This window comes from Wolbachia endosymbiont (group A) of Volucella bombylans, from assembly GCF_964026965.1.
Lineage (GTDB): Bacteria > Pseudomonadota > Alphaproteobacteria > Rickettsiales > Anaplasmataceae > Wolbachia > Wolbachia pipientis.
This window is the reverse complement of the sequence record NZ_OZ034717.1, coordinates 51,686-66,951: the sequence shown is the minus strand read 5'-3', so window position 1 is coordinate 66,951 and position 15,266 is coordinate 51,686. Positions and strand designations below refer to the sequence as shown.

Genomic DNA, 15,266 nt, shown 5'->3' with positions numbered 1-15,266 from the left:
ATTAAAAAAGATAAAAATACTATCTTAATTTTTATCTTTTTTTTCGCTATCGGATTGTAATTTTATATCTTTTGCAAAGTTAAATTTTTCTTTTAAGTAGTCTGTTGCCTTTTCTGTACTACCGAACACCAGGACCAGTACACCAAACATTATCATAAAAAAGATTAGACCTCTGAACACTACTGCAAGTATCACTGCAGCTATACACAACCCTATGATTGTTGAAGGACTCATATTTTCTACAGTATCTTTAACTGAAAATGAAGAAATAAAATTTTTTACCGTTTCTTGTATACCCTTTAATTCATCACTCGCCGAACTTGCTTCGCTAGAATATGATGCAAAAATGAAACTTAATAAGGCTATAAAAACCAAAACTTTATTCAATTGAATGCGCATCAACTAAACACCTTTTAAACATTCCTCAAATATAACAACTTTTATATCAATAGGCAAGAACTGAATTCACTTATCCACTACAAGTAACACATATTTAATTTTTACCGCTGCGAACATGCTGTAAGCTCTTATCATCAACAAGAGGACTCACATTAATGGATGTTAATTTACTTGATAGGAAGTTTGAATGCAATTCAGCTACTGCTGCTATAGCAAGCACTGCAACCATAGCAAGTAGTCCTGCTCCTATCAATCCTGATGTCATTGCTCCTGCAACAATGCACCCTATTGTGGAGAGAGCACAACCTGCTACAAATGCAACGTGAAGATTTCTGTTATTGGGTTGTTTTTCAAGTGGAGTATCTTCACCCTTTTTCTTATTCAAAGGAAATTTCTGCACGATTGTAATGGCGTTTTTTCTGTCCCTTTTTTCTTCGGGTTGCATTGAATCTTTTGCCTGGCTGCCTGTCATCTGAGTAGTTTGACTATTTGTATCCATACTTTCTTTTTCTCTGGATCCCAGTGTCACGCACTGGGATGACACCTGTGGTGACTCTTTCTCAACTTGATCTTCAATCTTTTTATTATATTTAGAAGGAGATCTTCGTCCACTTGGCCCTTTGGACCTTGTTTTAGTTAGGTGTGCTAATTTTGTCTCTCCTTCATCCTCTGGTTGTAAGCCATTATCTCCTTCAACAGAGCTCAATGTTGAGTTTAAACTTTCCTCAGATGAAGTGCTTGCTATTGATGTTAAACTGTTTTTTCTACTATTTATTGGTGATATCGAGTTTTTTTCACTCAGTCCAGGTGAGTCTATTCCACTATCTGAGTCATTGCCACTACTGAGTTTAGAAGTTTGCTTCTCCTCTATTTCTTTCACAACCTTGCTATATTTTTCAAACACTTCCTCTGTAACATCTGAATTACTAAGTATTTTATTATCACCACTTTTTTTCTCAGCTACATTCAAGGGTGTTTCTTGTGTGTTGTTTTGCTCTTCAATATGTTTTAGCTGCATTTGATCTTCAATATTTTCTTCAACAGCATTTGGTATTGAGCTTACACTGCTGCTCCTGTTAGTAATATCCAAAATTGTTTGTACTATTTCTGCCTTTTTTTTTAAGTCTAGTTTTTTTGACTTTGTTATTTCTGCTTTCAACGCTGGAAGAAAGTGTTGGATATAATTATTATAATGTTCTCTTTTTTTCCCCACTGATTTTTCTAACTCAGCTAATGCTTCAGGACTAGTTCCTTGCTTGGATGACTCTAAGTGTTTTGCAATAGCCTGCTCATTTTGTCGTTCTCTCAGTATTTTTTCCAATTCAGCCAATGTTTTAGGACTAGCTCCCTGCTTGAACAACCTTTTGCATTCTTTGGAAGTCTCATCTTGATTTTCTTGATAATTTTCTGCTGTTACCTTTTTGTATATAGTGTTGCTCAATTGTTGGTTAATATCTCCTTCCTTACTCTTAGGTTTTTTAAAGGGACTGTGCATAACATTCCTCCATACATAATAAAATGTATAGATACCTCTTTAGCGTTAATTTTACATTAAAACTGGGCAATTATGCCATATTATAAATAATTGCGGCAACTTGCTTATTGGAAGGTCGCTTAACTATTTGCTTTCTGGGCTTTCTACTTCTACAGATTTGCTATTAATATGATTCTTTGCTTGTTGAACTAACATATCCACTACTTCTTTTACAGGCTTTTCCCTATCAACCATGCCAACACTTTGGCCGGCCATTAAAGATCCTGTTTCAACATCTCCTTCAATCACTGCCCTTCTTAAAGCTCCAGCCCAGAACTTTTCTATTTCAAGCTGCCCATCTTCTTTTGAGATCTGTCCCTTTTGGTATTCATCAATAACTTCTTTTTGACGCTTCATGAAGTCATCGCTTGCTTTGTTGGCTATAGCTCTTACAGGAATTACAGGAAAATCAGCACTTATCTGTACAGAAGGTATTGCATTACGTGCGGCCGATTTAATAAACACTTCCTTAAAATTTTTGTGGGCAATTGACTCATTAGTGCAGACAAATAATGTACCTATTTGACAGCCACTTGCTCCCATTTCCAGGTAATTAACTATCATTTCACCTCTTCCTATTCCACCTGCAACAAACACTGGTATTTGTTCATTTTTAAAATGAGGCAATATCTCTTGTGCAAGAACAGAAGTGCTAACTGGACCTATATGCCCACCTGCTTCCATTCCTTCTATTATCAATGCATCTACTCCCATTTTTACTAACCTTTTCGCAAGGCTTAATGCTGGTGCAAAGCACATAACTTTAATGCCTGCACCCTTGATTTTTTCTATATTAGGCTTTGTTGGCAGTCCACCGGCAAGCACTATATGGCTCACTTTCGTTTCAATACACACATCTATCAACTCACTCAACTTTGGGTGCATAGTAATTAGGTTTACACCAAATGGCTTGTTAGTTAATTTTTGTGTCTCTATGATTTCTTTTTCCAGTAAGTCTGGGAACATTGCACCACATGCAATCACACCAAAACCACCAGCGTTTGAGATTGCTGAAACCAAGTTTCTCTCTGAAACCCAGCTCATAGCACCACCCATTATCGCAAACTCACTGCCAAGAAAATCTGTTCCTTTTTTCCAGAGGCTACTTAACATATAACCTATATCATGCGTTTAAAAATGTTTTGCTTATCTATAAATGTGTGCTTTAAGGCGCCAAGTATATGTAAGATTATAAAGAGTACCATAAAATATGCAAGCATCGAATGTAGCTCGTTAGCCGTGTTAGCTAGATCTTTGTTTTGATTAATCAACAAAGGGATATGGAAAAAATATTTGATCTGTTTGCCAGAAGCAGAAGACATGACATAGCCAGATAGTGGCATTAGCACCATTAAAGAATATAAACCAAAGTGCACTGCTTTACTTGTATTGATTACAAACCGAGAAAAATTTGCTGGAAGTGGTGGAACATAAGTAAAGACGCGAAAAAATATGCGTACTATGATTAATCCAAGAATAGTGATACCGCAAGCCTTATGAATAGCGTATATGTTGAACTTAATTTCATTGCTAAGTGGTAAGCTTTTCATATAAAGTCCAGAGCAAAGCATACCGATAATAAAAACAGCCATCAACCAATGGATAACTCTTAAACCTAGGCTATATTTATCGTCTTCCATTTTGATTACCCTAAAGTAGCATTTATATAATAGAAAAACTATTTTTCAATCAAAATTATTAAAGCAATTTAGATTTACCGACAATGTAGCTATACAAATTCGACCCAGCCGAGAGTCAAGTAGCAGGCACTGGCATCTAAGTCATAGAAACGGATCAAATGCAAAACTTACTTGACACCCTTCGCCAGCCCCCTTATCATGAAACTGAAGCTATTTATTTATCTTCTCTGTACAGATTAAATGACAAAAAAACTCAACGTATCTGGCGTCTCATGTTTAATTTTTTGCACTATGTGCACCTTATGTCTTTATAAAACTTCTAGGTTTTTACCTAATATAAGCTAAAATGCGCTATTTAAAACATAAAAAAACGCCAACTTAAAAAATGGATAGTGAATAACTAGCTACCCTAGGGTTTCTTTTGCCTTTTTTTCTGTTTAGTAAATTTCTTAATGTTTATAATTTAGATTAGTTGCGGCTTAAAAGCAACTGAATCGCGGTTATTAAACGTTTAGAATAAAAAAACGCCATACTTGAAAGTATAATGTAAGTAATTAGCCAACCACGGGGCTTCTTTTGCCTTTTTTTCTGTTTAGTAAATTTCTTAAATATTTATGGCTAAACGACAATCGTCATCCCTGTAAAGGTCAAGTATCCCGCTACGTGTTAGCGGCTAAGAGATACCCGGCGGTATGACGGTTCGTGATGGCATGACGATAAGGTTCCAGTGTCAAGCGTTTGGCATGCAAATTTCCTTAAACGTTCGTAAGCTTAAAACTTTACTTTAGATCAAACTGCTGTATAGTGACTTTATAGCTTCAATTTTGTAATGAATATACCTAGTATAGAAAATTGTGATCTTCACAATAAAACCGTCTTACTCAGAGTTGATTTCAATGTTCCTATAAAAGATGGAGAAATTCGTGACGTCACTCGTATTTTGAGAGCATTGCCTACTATTCAGTATTTAGTGAATGCGAGTGCAAAGATTATTATTATATCGCATTTTGGACGCCCAAAGGCTAGAGACAATAATCTGTCGCTAAAAAATATAATTGACACTTTATCACAGTTACTAAATAAAAAAGTGAAATTCATTGATGATTGCGTTGGTGAAAAAGTGCAAAAAGCAGTGAGTGCTATGGATGCAGGAGATATAATATTACTAGAGAATCTAAGATTTTATGAAGGTGAAAAGGAGAATGATGCAAACTTTGCCAGACAATTAGCATCTCTGGCGGATACATATGTCAATGATGCATTTTCTTGCTCTCACAGAGCTCACGCTTCTATTTCACGCATTACAGAGTTTTTACCTTCCTACGCGGGATTTTGCTTGCAAGATGAGCTAAAGTATCTTGAAAAAGCTGTATCGTTTAAAGCTAAACCTATTACTGCGATAGTTGGGGGAGCCAAAATGTCAACTAAGATAAAAATGCTTATAAAGCTAACAGAAAAGGTTGATTACCTAGTTCTCGGAGGTGCAATTGCTAATAATTTTTTGTCATTTAGCAAAGTAAATATAGGGAAATCTTTCTTTCAAAATGGTGTTGACGACCTTCTGCATAATATTCTTGAAACAGCAAATAAAAACAATTGCAAAATAGTTGTGCCAGAAGACGTTCTGGTTGCAGTAAACTCTGATTACAGCACTAGTATTTCAAGAAGAACTGAGTCCATTTTGGACGGTGATATAATTTTGGATATCGGACCACAAACTTTGAGTACAATAAGCAGTATAATAGCAAGCAGTAAGACTCTGCTGTGGAATGGACCTATTGGTGTTTTTGAACATTCAGCTTTTGCAAGTGGTACAATAGGGGTAATGAAAATCGTAAGTGACTTAACGCACAAAGGAAAGTTAACCAGCATAATAGGGGGAGGCGATAGTCTATCTGCAATAAGTGCTGCAGGCTTTACCGATAAGGATTTTACATATGCTTCCACTGGTGGAGGAGCATTTTTAGATTGGTTAAGTGGCGATGAAATGCCGGGAGTTGCTGCTCTGCAAAAATGATTAGATTAAAACTTTTTTAAATTATTTCTTATAGGCTAGCTTTTTTGTGAACGTGATTATGTCGAAGACAGTTAAACTAATTTTGTGTTTAATAATACCAATAATAGGATTTATTTTTTATATTAGGGATCATTATTTTCACACTGACTATGTAGAAGAAAATAATTTTGAACCATTTTTCAGTTCACAACCAGCCACCATTTCCAGAATTAACTGACTTCGATAGAGGAGTGTTGAAAGTTTGTGGAGATTGGGGAGCGCATCCAGATAAGAGAAGATTTCAAAATTTTACTTAGTTGTCTGCAGCATCAAGAAGTAGTGAAAGAAATATATGATGAGCTTGATCATCAAATTGTCACACCAGATGCGGATTTGGAGCTATTTAAAGATGAACTGGCTAACATTTGGTTTACAAATAGTGGAAGTGAAAAAGAAACTATAGGGTTTGGACATATTTTTTGTGGTGAGCCAAACGATAAATTAGGTGGCATGCATTTTGTAGGCAGATATGTTGAAGCTCAAGAAGATAAATGGGCAGGTGCGATCTGGAATCCTGTGCAATAAATCAGATATTAAGCCGCCAGTTTATACATTTGGAATGAAATATTTGGGCAAGGATGGAGAAGTGAAAGTTAAATGCCCAAATGGATATGCATATAACCTTCATGCCGATAATTTCTGCAACTAAGGCGTTTAAGGAATTGGGAAAAGATGGAATGTGCCTGTATAAAATGGAGGATGACAATTATCAATCAGTATTTATAAGAAAGAATGATGCTATACTCACGTTCTATCCTGACTTAACACCAAAATGTGATGATAAGAGCACTTATTGTAGTTGCAGTAAATCTTAATTTATTTTAGCCAAAGATATATACCAGCAATGATGCCGTTGATTTTATACTTCAAAAATCAGGTAACCCTTTCTTAGGTATATTTTCAAACTCACCAATTAAAGTTTTTATATCTTGTGGTAAATCAGAGACAAATTCCATGTATTCCTTACTTTTTGGGTGGTATAAGCCCAGTGTATAAGCATGTAGTGCTTGTCTGTTGAAATTACGAATAAAACTAGAGTTTTTAGCATATTTTGTGCTTTTACTACTATTTTTCCCATAAACTTGATCACCAACTATAGAATGTCCTATGTGGCTCATGTGGACTCGAATTTGGTGCGTTCTACCTGTTTCTAAAGTGCATTTAACGAGGCTTGCTTGTCCTATAACTTTCTCTACTGAGTAATGAGTGATTGCTAATTTGCCCGTTGTTTTTGTAACACACATCATTTCTTTATTACCACGCTTTGGAGCAATGTTAGTTTCTATAGTTCCCTGCTGGGAAGATAATATTCCCCAAACTACTGCTAAGTATTCCCGCTTTATTTTGCGATTCGATAACAATTCAGACAAAAAACTATGGGCTGCTTCATTTTTTGCAATTACCATTAGCCCACTAGTATCTTTATCGAGTCTATGAACAATTCCTGGTCTTACATCAAGGTGAGCGATAACTGCGTTCAAAAGCGTATCATTGTTTGTCCCAGCACCTGGGTGCACTGTTAATCCACTTTGTTTACTCAGAACTATAATGTCCTCATCTTCATAGACGATATCAAGTTTTATGTCATAATTAGGCTCAATTGATGTGGATATGTCAGGTTGAACGAGATGCACCACATACTCTTCATCTGGTTTTACTATGTAGTCATTATTAATTATCGGTGTGCCAAGTAATTTCACCTGCTCATTTTGTATCAATCTTTGCGCTTTGCTGCGTGATATGTTGCATTTTTCAGCTATATAGGTGTCTAACCTTAATTTCTCTTTATCATTATTAACACTTAAGGTTACTTCTAAGTGGTCTATAACAACTACCCCGCGCGAGCTACTGCAAATGCTGCTTGAATATTTTGATCTACAAAATCAACTTTTGTACTAGGAAGATCACCTTGTTTTTTAATATGGCAAATTGTTTGAGAGCCATCTTTCCAGTGAATTATTATTTTGTTATCAAAATCCCGTAATGTTGCCTCAACCTTTTTTTCTTTATTATCTTTTTCTTCCAGCTTAATAGATTCTAATAAATAATATAGAAAGTCACTTGGGTTGCCATTGATTTTTTCTTTCCATTCATCTGTTTTTTCTTGTTCAGATTTTTTTTGCTCTAACTTTTCCTTCTTTTGCTGCAGCTTATTTTGTTCTGCTTCCAGCTCTAACTTTCTAACTGTGTCACGTAGTTCTTTGACTTTATTTTCTAACACTAATAATTTATTAGTATTATTTCCATTGTTAGCTTCTAAATCAGGCGTACTTGGTTGAGCTTGCTTCTTTTTTATTTCTTCTAATTCATTCCTTACTACGTTTAATTGCATCTTCAATTCCGTTTTTTCCTTTTCTGTATCCTCTTTTAACTTTTTTAGCATGCTAAGGAACTCGTTATTATTAGACTGCGTAGTTGATTGAAGCCAGCCTACAAAGCGGCTTGGTTCAAATCGTTCAATCTTATCTTCAGCAATTTTAATAGCATTCTCTAACCTAGAAAAAGTACCTTCAATATCTAGTGAATGTGCTTTTTTTGTCAATTCTTTAGTGTTGTTTAAAACTTCTGAAATTTCTGCATGTAGCCAATCTAAATCTTTTTTGATGTCTTCTCTGATTTTTTTTAGGTGATCAAGCGTTTCTTTAATGTTAATATTTGCAGGCTTTAAAAGACTATTATCAAGTAAATCGCAAGCTTTTTTAAGGTTACTGTCAAATGAGTTGCAAAGCGGACTAAGTAGTTTTTTCATTAGAGATATTAGTTCATTTTCCCTTTTACCAAGCTTATTTTCTACTACTGATACAACCATGCCCTTTCCAGACCAGTATGGAAATAGAAGACCTAAAGAACTGTGTTTTCTAATAGTATGATTTTCATGATCCACGCTATTACTTATTAGATTGCTAAGTGTTGATATGATGCATAAAAGAATAGCGACTAATAAAGCTATTAATATTATTGGAGCATTAATGGATTGTGATATTGCTGAAACTACTATAATAGCACCAAATACATATGATCCTGTAAACAAGAGAATCCTATTTCTATTTTCTGCTTCTATATCTTCTAGTATTTTTCTCTGCGTCTTAGAAATTGGTAAAACTATTGAAAGCTTTTTCCTCTTACGATCTAAATTTGTTACAATTTCAATTTTTTCGGCTTCTTGAACAATCTGGCTGTACTGTTCATCAACTTGATAGTTTCCTACTTTTTTATCTATCTCATTCTCTTTTATTTTTTGTGTATTTATAAAGTTTATAACAGCAGTAAATAAGAAAACTGCAAGAGGAATAAAGGCAAGAGGTGCTGGCGTGAACGCAAATCCAGCAATACTTACTATAACAGGCTGAATAGAAAAGGTAGTAAATGCTATAAGAGTAGCAATGGTACTTGCTATCGATATAGTACCAGAATACTTTCTTATAGAGCTCAAAATTCTACTGGGCTGGTCAGAAAGTTTTCTAAATCCTAAAAAATCAAAATAGTCTTTGAAAGGATCTTTAGTGTCTGTAACCATAACATTTTTCTAGTTTAAACTTATTTAGGTATACATTAACCAAACCTTAAAATCAAGTTTCTTAATTTTTCAACATGTGCCAAGGCCTATTAGAGCGCACTTTATTAATCTTTATGTAACGATTTGTTAACCAAATTGAATGTGTGCCATATGTTTTTAGATTGGCATATTTGATAGTTTTAGTATTACAAACTGAATAGTCGAATTCACTTAATTGAATTATTAAATCAACTTTATCACAATTTTCTAGAATATCTTCTTCCTTATAAGCTAGCAACACTGATTTATTATTTCCTTTATTATATATGCAGCCATAATCGTTACACTTTAGCCTTTTATCTGAGTTATTGTATTTTTTATGATTCAAAATTTGGTTCTGCCCATTTTGCTTCGCCCATGTTTTGACAACAAAGTTCCTATTTTTCCTGGTGAGAGAATATAGTAAGTTATCACTTTCTTTTACAGCAACATTATCAGCATTTATTAGTATGTCGGGGGTTTTATATGCGGTGCTAAAGCAAATACCCAGCACAATAAAGAAAATTCCGAAGAAACGCCAATTTCTTTCCCACAAGCACAGCCACAATAAACCAAGTGTTATTATAATAATTGATGATGCAGGAAAAGTGCGAATGGGAATAACCAAATACTGAAGACTAGCGATAGCGTTTGTTATATACAAAATGCTGTCAATTGGGCGTTCTATAAGTGGCGCTATAATCCATTCAATACCGAAAGGAATCAACAAAACATAGATTATTCCAAGTGGAATAATAATTAATGTAACTATTGGTATAGCAACTAAATTTGTGATAATGCCACTAATTGAAAAATAATTAAAATTGTATATCGTGTACGGAACAGTTGCTAAACTTGCTATTACTGAGCTAATCATTATCGACACAAAATATTTCATTATTTTTATTTTGAACAATTTATTAGCATTAATTTGATAACTGGCAACCAGTGCCAAAACAGCAGAAAATGACATCTGAAAGCCAGGCTTTAAAATTACTTCTGGTTCTATGATAAGTATCACTGCAGCAGCAAACGCAATTGCTATTAACCCTCGATATTTTCTCTCTATCATTATTGCAACGAGTACTAAAATCACCATGATGTAGGCACGCTGAGCAGAAATTTGCATACCGGTAATCAACAAATAAAACGTGGTTGGCAAAATGGTAAGAAATGCAGATATTTTCTTGGTGTTATACTTAAGAGTCAAAGTTTCAGATATTGCGAATAAATTACGAAACACTACAAAAAACAGACCAGCAACGAATGATAAATGCAAACCAGATATGGCAAACAAATGTGCTATACCTGAATCTCGTATCGCGTCCATAGTTTTTTGATCTATGCCGTCTTTTTTACCGATCAGTAATGCAGAAATTATGTCTACATGTGGTTTTTTGATATTTTGCTGCAGGTTTTCATAAATGTATTGACGGAAAGATTCTATATACTCTAGAAATTTCCTTGCTTCAGCCTTTTTGTGCAGGGTTATTTTGCTTGTTGCAAAACCTGTTGCACTTATTTTCTGGTAATATGCTATTCTTGCAAAATCGTATGCATACTCCGAAGGCGCAATTTTTGGAGGGAAGAGTTTTGCTGATAATTTTACTTGATCGCCTATTTTAATGCCTTTTTCCACTTTGGTTCTAACTGATATTCTGATGTTATCTAGAGCTCTATCCGGTGTCATTCCAGCGCGTGACGCTGGAATCCATATCTTTTTTTTCTGGGTAAGGTCAAGTACTGGGATGACAAAAGGGGGCGCTGGGATGACAGGAGAGGATTTTGAGATAGTAGGGGATTTTTCAACAGAAAGCAGAAATTGTTTATATGAGCCCCTGTCGTTAATATCCTTCACTGTGGCAACGATATCTTTTACATATCTCTCTTTATCAAGAATTTGAGTATCAACTAAAGCTGTTCTTAATTTACTAGCTGTAAATCCTATGAGCACTGCAATTAAAGCGATACACAATATCGCGTACCTTTTATACAATATTGCAATCAAAATTAGTGTGGGTAAAAGCAAAAGAAAAATAGATATGCAGCTTGGTTCAAAACTTAGGGAAAAATAGGTTAGAATTCCTACACACTGAAAAACAGGAAACCACAGTATCAAGTTATATTGTTCATTGCGCAGATTGTTACGTATATAACTAACTATTATGTCAAGAAAAGTTAATAAGTGTGTCGATATTTGCATGTGGTGAAATTTTATTTTTCTTTTTTCATTATTTGTATATATAATAACTAAATAAGCAACGACGCGGGATGGAGCAGCTCGGTAGCTCGTCAGGCTCATAACCTGAAGGTCGTAGGTTCAAATCCTACTCCCGCAACCATTTTTAAGGATATAGTTGTTCCACTTTCCAATCGCTTCCCTCAACAAGAGTGTATCTAAATCTAATATGCTTCCTATATTCACCTTCTTGCCAAAATTCAATTACTTTTGGGATTACGCAAAATCCCACCCAAAAATCAGGACGAGAAACTTGTGTATTGTGAAATTCTTTTTCCTTCAATTTTATAGCTTGCTCAAAATCTTGCCAATCTTTCAGAATGCTCGATTGTTTTGAGCACCATGCGCTAATTTGACTACCCAGCGCTCGAGAAGAGAAGTATTTGTCAGTTCTTTCATCGTTTAGAAGTTTAACCTCTCCTTCAATTCGCACTTGCCTAGCAAATTCTATCCAATGAAACACTAACGCAGCTTTGGGGTTCTCAGTCAATTCTTTCCCTTTTTTACTGTTTACGTTAGTGAAAAACACAAAACCTTCTTTGCTATATTCCTTTAGTAATACCACTCTTGCAGATGGAATACAGTCTTTGCTACAAGTTGCTAGCGTCATTGCAGTTGGTTGTTCACACGGAGAATTAAGTACTGCTTTGTACCACTTTGAAAACAAATCAAATGGATCTTTTTCAAGTGAAAATATCATATCAAAAAATAAAATCTTAATTCTGGCACGCGTTGCAAAAATAAGTGCTACGGCCATTTTGTCGTATAAGTGTTATGATATTATTGCAAATCTTGCAAGGTTTTTGAACTTTACCATATACGTAAAAGTTATTTTGAAAGTATCCAGCAGATCCAGATGGCTGTGCATAATCTTTCAGTGTTGAACCACCTGCAGCAATTGCATCACTCAGAGTATTTTTTATTTCAGCAGCAAGTTTTTCGCACTCTCTATAGGTCAAGTTTTTTGCTGACCTGAGTGGTGATATACGGGCTCTAAACAAGCTCTCAGAAGCATATATGTTGCCTACGCCAACTATTGATTTATTGTCCATTAACGCTGATTTGATATTCACTTTTTTGTTTTTCAGCAACTCCTGTAAATAGTCTCCACTGAATTCATCCGTGAGGGGCTCTATTCCAAAATCGCTAAAAAAATCCGTTTCTTGTTCTTTATTTAAAACGATAACTAATCCAAATCTTCTTGGGTCATTAAAAATTATTGAAGTATTGTCAGAAAATAAAAATACCACGTGATCATGCTTATTCCGCATTTGATCGTGGTCAGCATATATAAGCTTTCCGCTCATGCCAAGATGTATGATTACAGCCACACTACCATCTGTATTCCAGATGGTATACTTACCTCTACGCTTGATGTTGCGTATGACTTTGCCCTTTAGCATATCATCAATATTTTTTGTTATTGGGGCACGTAAATTCCAATTATTCACTATAACATTACTGATTTGCTTGTTTTTAATTTTATCAAGCAAAAAATTAGAGATTACTTCCACTTCCGGTAGTTCTGGCATGATACCTCCTTCAAAACTTAAGTTTCTGATGGTAATTTTGTCGTTCTCAAATACATTCGAGTATTCTGCGGTGCTTTCTCCTAAAAATTCCTCACCACAAACGAGTTTTGAAAGGGTTCTCTGTCTACTCTGTTGCTGCTTTTTTCTTTTCAAAATATTTTGCTTTAAAGCTTTCGCTAATCTTTTTTTCTCCTCTTCTTTTTCCTTATTCTTTTTTGTGTTATTCATTATCATAATATATAAACTTGCCGTTGTAGCTCAGGTGGTAGAGTACGTCATTGGTAATGACGAGGTCCCAAGTTCGAGTCTTGGTAACGGCACACTGATTATACTTATAATATTGCATAACTTGTAAGCAAGGCTTAGAAGAAAGTTACAGAGGTAAGTTGTCATGCTTTTTCCATATCCTTTCTACCTTCTTGTTTTTGAGTAGCTCTAATGCTTTACAAAAGTGATACCTTGTTTTACTTGGCACTATAATGTCATCAATGTATCCATATGATGCAGCAAAAAATGGGTTAGCAAATTTTTCTTTATATTCTTTAATTAACGTTTGCTGATCTTTTTCGTGTCGAAATATAATCTCAACTGCACTTTCAGGGCCCATCACAGCTATTTCAGCAGTTGGCCAGGCATAATTTATATCACCTTTTAGATGTTTCGAATTCATAACAATGTATGCACCACCATACGCTTTTCTAGTGATAAGGCTAATTTTCGGCACGGTCGCTTCAGCGTAAGCGTAAAGCAGTTTCGCTCCGTGTTGTATTATATTATTGTATTCTTGATTTGTACCCGGCAAAAATCCTGGAACATCAATAAGTGTGATGATCGGAATGTTAAATGCGTCACAAAACCTTACAAACCTCGCAGCTTTTCTTGAAGAATCAATATCCAAACATCCTGCAAGGTGCATAGGTTGATTTGCAACAATACCGACAGTATTTCCTCCAATTCTACCAAAACCAGTTATGATATTACGAGCAAAATCAGGTTTCAGTTCAAAGAAATTCCTTTCATCACAAACTTTTTCAATGAGTTCATACATATCATAAGGAGTATTAGGATTGCTAGGAATCAGAGTATTTAAAGATTCATCAATATCATTAACTGAATCACAGGTTGATTTAGGTTTCGGTGATTCTTGATTATTTGCTGGTAAGAAAGTAAAGAATTCACGCATTTTTAGCAGCATTTCAACATCATTATTGAATGCAAAATCCGCTACTCCTGTTTTGCTTGTATGAATTTTTGCTCCACCGAGGTCTTCGAAACTTACATCTTCGTAGGTAACCTTTTTTACTACATCTGGCCCGGTTATAAACATATATGAACTGTTTTTCACCATGAAAGTAAAGTCAGTTAATGCTGGGGAATAAACTGCACCTCCTGCACATGGGCCCATAATTAAAGAAATTTGTGGTATAACACCCGATGCATTTACGTTTCTTTGAAAAATTTCTCCATAACCAGCAAGAGAATTTACTCCTTCCTGAATTCTGGCTCCACCAGAATCATTTAGTCCGATAATTGGAACTCTGGCATTAATTGCCATATCCATAATTTTGCATATTTTTTTTGCATGTGACGCACCAAGTGAACCACCAAAGACAGTAAAATCCTGAGAATAAACAAAAACTTTTCTGCCATAAATAGTACCATGACCAATCACTACCCCATCACCTAAAAAATTAGCATTTTGCATGCCAAAATCATTTGCATGATGTTTTACGAATTTATCGTATTCTGCAAAAGAACTTTCATCGAGCAATATACTGAGCCTTTCTCTAGCAGTTAATTTCCCTTTTTCATGTTGTTTGGTAATCCTGTCAGAACCGCCTCCTTTTTCAGCTTCTAGTGCTTTGGTTTTTAGATTTTCTAGTATTTTAAAGTCTTGCATACAATAAAGTAGTTTTCAAATTAGTTGTAGACTTTATTAAGTTTACAAACCCTACTAACTATACACATACACTATTGCTATATGCAACAATGTATGTATGATAATTGTTAATGCTCTGGTGATTCATGGTCACTACTTTGAAAATGTTGCGATGTGTCAACACTTTTCATATTAGAAAGAGGTGGACTAACTGCACTGCTTTTCGTTTGTGCAAAACTTTTAGCAGCTTCAACAACCTTGCTTATACGAGGTTCTTTTTCTAGCTCTTTTAGGTACTTTGAGAAGATTTCACAACTTTTGTCATCCATATGTACCATTATTTTACCAAAACTTTCAGCTTTTTCAGAAGATAAAATCATTTCGATCTTTTCATCGCCTACCCTAAAGGTCATTTTTACTTTGCCTTGCATATCATGATATTGCCAGCTTTT

Annotated in this window: 14 protein-coding genes and 2 tRNA genes; 5 read left to right on the top strand and 11 right to left on the bottom strand. The window is 34.9% G+C overall.

The window, feature by feature from the left end; translation table 11 throughout:
- Nucleotides 1–24: 24 nt before the first annotated feature.
- The 4 genes from AAGD51_RS00350 to AAGD51_RS00335 all read right to left on the bottom strand — a co-directional run bounded on the left by AAGD51_RS00350 (nt 25) and on the right by AAGD51_RS00335 (nt 3,573).
- Nucleotides 25–399, bottom strand: coding sequence for a hypothetical protein (locus tag AAGD51_RS00350; RefSeq protein WP_006279398.1), 375 nt, complete (start codon nt 397–399; stop codon nt 25–27).
- A gap of 94 nt (nt 400–493) precedes the next feature.
- Complete coding sequence (locus tag AAGD51_RS00345) at nt 494–1,894, bottom strand: hypothetical protein (RefSeq protein ID WP_236514436.1); 1,401 nt, start codon at nt 1,892–1,894, stop codon at nt 494–496.
- 123 nt (nt 1,895–2,017) lie between these two features.
- Entirely contained in the window at nt 2,018–3,046 is a 1,029-nt protein-coding gene (locus AAGD51_RS00340) for an NAD(P)H-dependent flavin oxidoreductase (RefSeq protein ID WP_077188405.1), read from the bottom strand.
- A gap of 5 nt (nt 3,047–3,051) precedes the next feature.
- Entirely contained in the window at nt 3,052–3,573 is a 522-nt protein-coding gene (locus AAGD51_RS00335) for a cytochrome b (RefSeq protein WP_077188404.1), read from the bottom strand.
- Nucleotides 3,574–4,402: 829 nt separating this feature from the next.
- Between AAGD51_RS00335 and AAGD51_RS00330 the strand changes: the two genes are divergently transcribed.
- The 3 genes from AAGD51_RS00330 to AAGD51_RS00320 all read left to right on the top strand — a co-directional run bounded on the left by AAGD51_RS00330 (nt 4,403) and on the right by AAGD51_RS00320 (nt 6,444).
- A complete protein-coding gene (locus AAGD51_RS00330; protein ID WP_077188326.1) occupies nt 4,403–5,590 on the top strand; it encodes a phosphoglycerate kinase in 1,188 nt (395 codons plus the stop codon).
- Nucleotides 5,591–5,833: 243 nt separating this feature from the next.
- Nucleotides 5,834–6,154, top strand: coding sequence for an EndoU domain-containing protein (locus AAGD51_RS00325; protein ID WP_341810464.1), 321 nt, complete (start codon nt 5,834–5,836; stop codon nt 6,152–6,154).
- Nucleotides 6,155–6,240: 86 nt separating this feature from the next.
- Nucleotides 6,241–6,444, top strand: coding sequence for a hypothetical protein (locus AAGD51_RS00320; RefSeq protein ID WP_236717754.1), 204 nt, complete (start codon nt 6,241–6,243; stop codon nt 6,442–6,444).
- 51 nt (nt 6,445–6,495) lie between these two features.
- On the opposite strand, the gene AAGD51_RS00315 is transcribed toward AAGD51_RS00320, so the two are convergent.
- From AAGD51_RS00315 to AAGD51_RS00305, 3 genes are all read right to left on the bottom strand, one after another.
- A complete protein-coding gene (locus tag AAGD51_RS00315) occupies nt 6,496–7,389 on the bottom strand; it encodes an RluA family pseudouridine synthase (protein WP_236515211.1) in 894 nt (297 codons plus the stop codon).
- A 71-nt stretch (nt 7,390–7,460) separates the two neighbouring features.
- Nucleotides 7,461–9,146: a hypothetical protein gene (locus AAGD51_RS00310; protein ID WP_077188323.1), complete on the bottom strand. Its 1,686-nt coding sequence runs from the start codon at nt 9,144–9,146 to the stop codon at nt 7,461–7,463.
- Nucleotides 9,147–9,207: 61 nt separating this feature from the next.
- Nucleotides 9,208–11,367, bottom strand: a complete 2,160-nt coding sequence (locus AAGD51_RS00305; RefSeq protein ID WP_236514433.1) for a ComEC/Rec2 family competence protein — start codon at nt 11,365–11,367, stop codon at nt 9,208–9,210.
- A 62-nt stretch (nt 11,368–11,429) separates the two neighbouring features.
- On the opposite strand from AAGD51_RS00305, the gene AAGD51_RS00300 reads away from it, so the two are divergent.
- Nucleotides 11,430–11,506: transfer RNA gene (locus AAGD51_RS00300), tRNA-Met, on the top strand.
- A gap of 3 nt (nt 11,507–11,509) precedes the next feature.
- Here AAGD51_RS00300 and pdxH read toward each other — a convergent pair.
- Entirely contained in the window at nt 11,510–12,103 is a 594-nt protein-coding gene (gene pdxH / locus AAGD51_RS00295) for a pyridoxamine 5'-phosphate oxidase (RefSeq protein WP_022626142.1), read from the bottom strand.
- 16 nt (nt 12,104–12,119) lie between these two features.
- Nucleotides 12,120–12,935: a bifunctional DNA-formamidopyrimidine glycosylase/DNA-(apurinic or apyrimidinic site) lyase gene (gene mutM / locus AAGD51_RS00290; protein WP_010963068.1), complete on the bottom strand. Its 816-nt coding sequence runs from the start codon at nt 12,933–12,935 to the stop codon at nt 12,120–12,122.
- A 247-nt stretch (nt 12,936–13,182) separates the two neighbouring features.
- Between mutM and AAGD51_RS00285 the strand changes: the two genes are divergently transcribed.
- Nucleotides 13,183–13,255, top strand: a tRNA-Thr gene (locus AAGD51_RS00285).
- A 53-nt stretch (nt 13,256–13,308) separates the two neighbouring features.
- On the opposite strand, the gene AAGD51_RS00280 is transcribed toward AAGD51_RS00285, so the two are convergent.
- A complete protein-coding gene (locus AAGD51_RS00280; RefSeq protein ID WP_077188322.1) occupies nt 13,309–14,835 on the bottom strand; it encodes an acyl-CoA carboxylase subunit beta in 1,527 nt (508 codons plus the stop codon).
- Nucleotides 14,836–14,942: 107 nt separating this feature from the next.
- Nucleotides 14,943–15,245, bottom strand: a complete 303-nt coding sequence (locus AAGD51_RS00275) for a hypothetical protein (RefSeq protein ID WP_231115838.1) — start codon at nt 15,243–15,245, stop codon at nt 14,943–14,945.
- Nucleotides 15,246–15,266 lie beyond the last annotated feature (21 nt).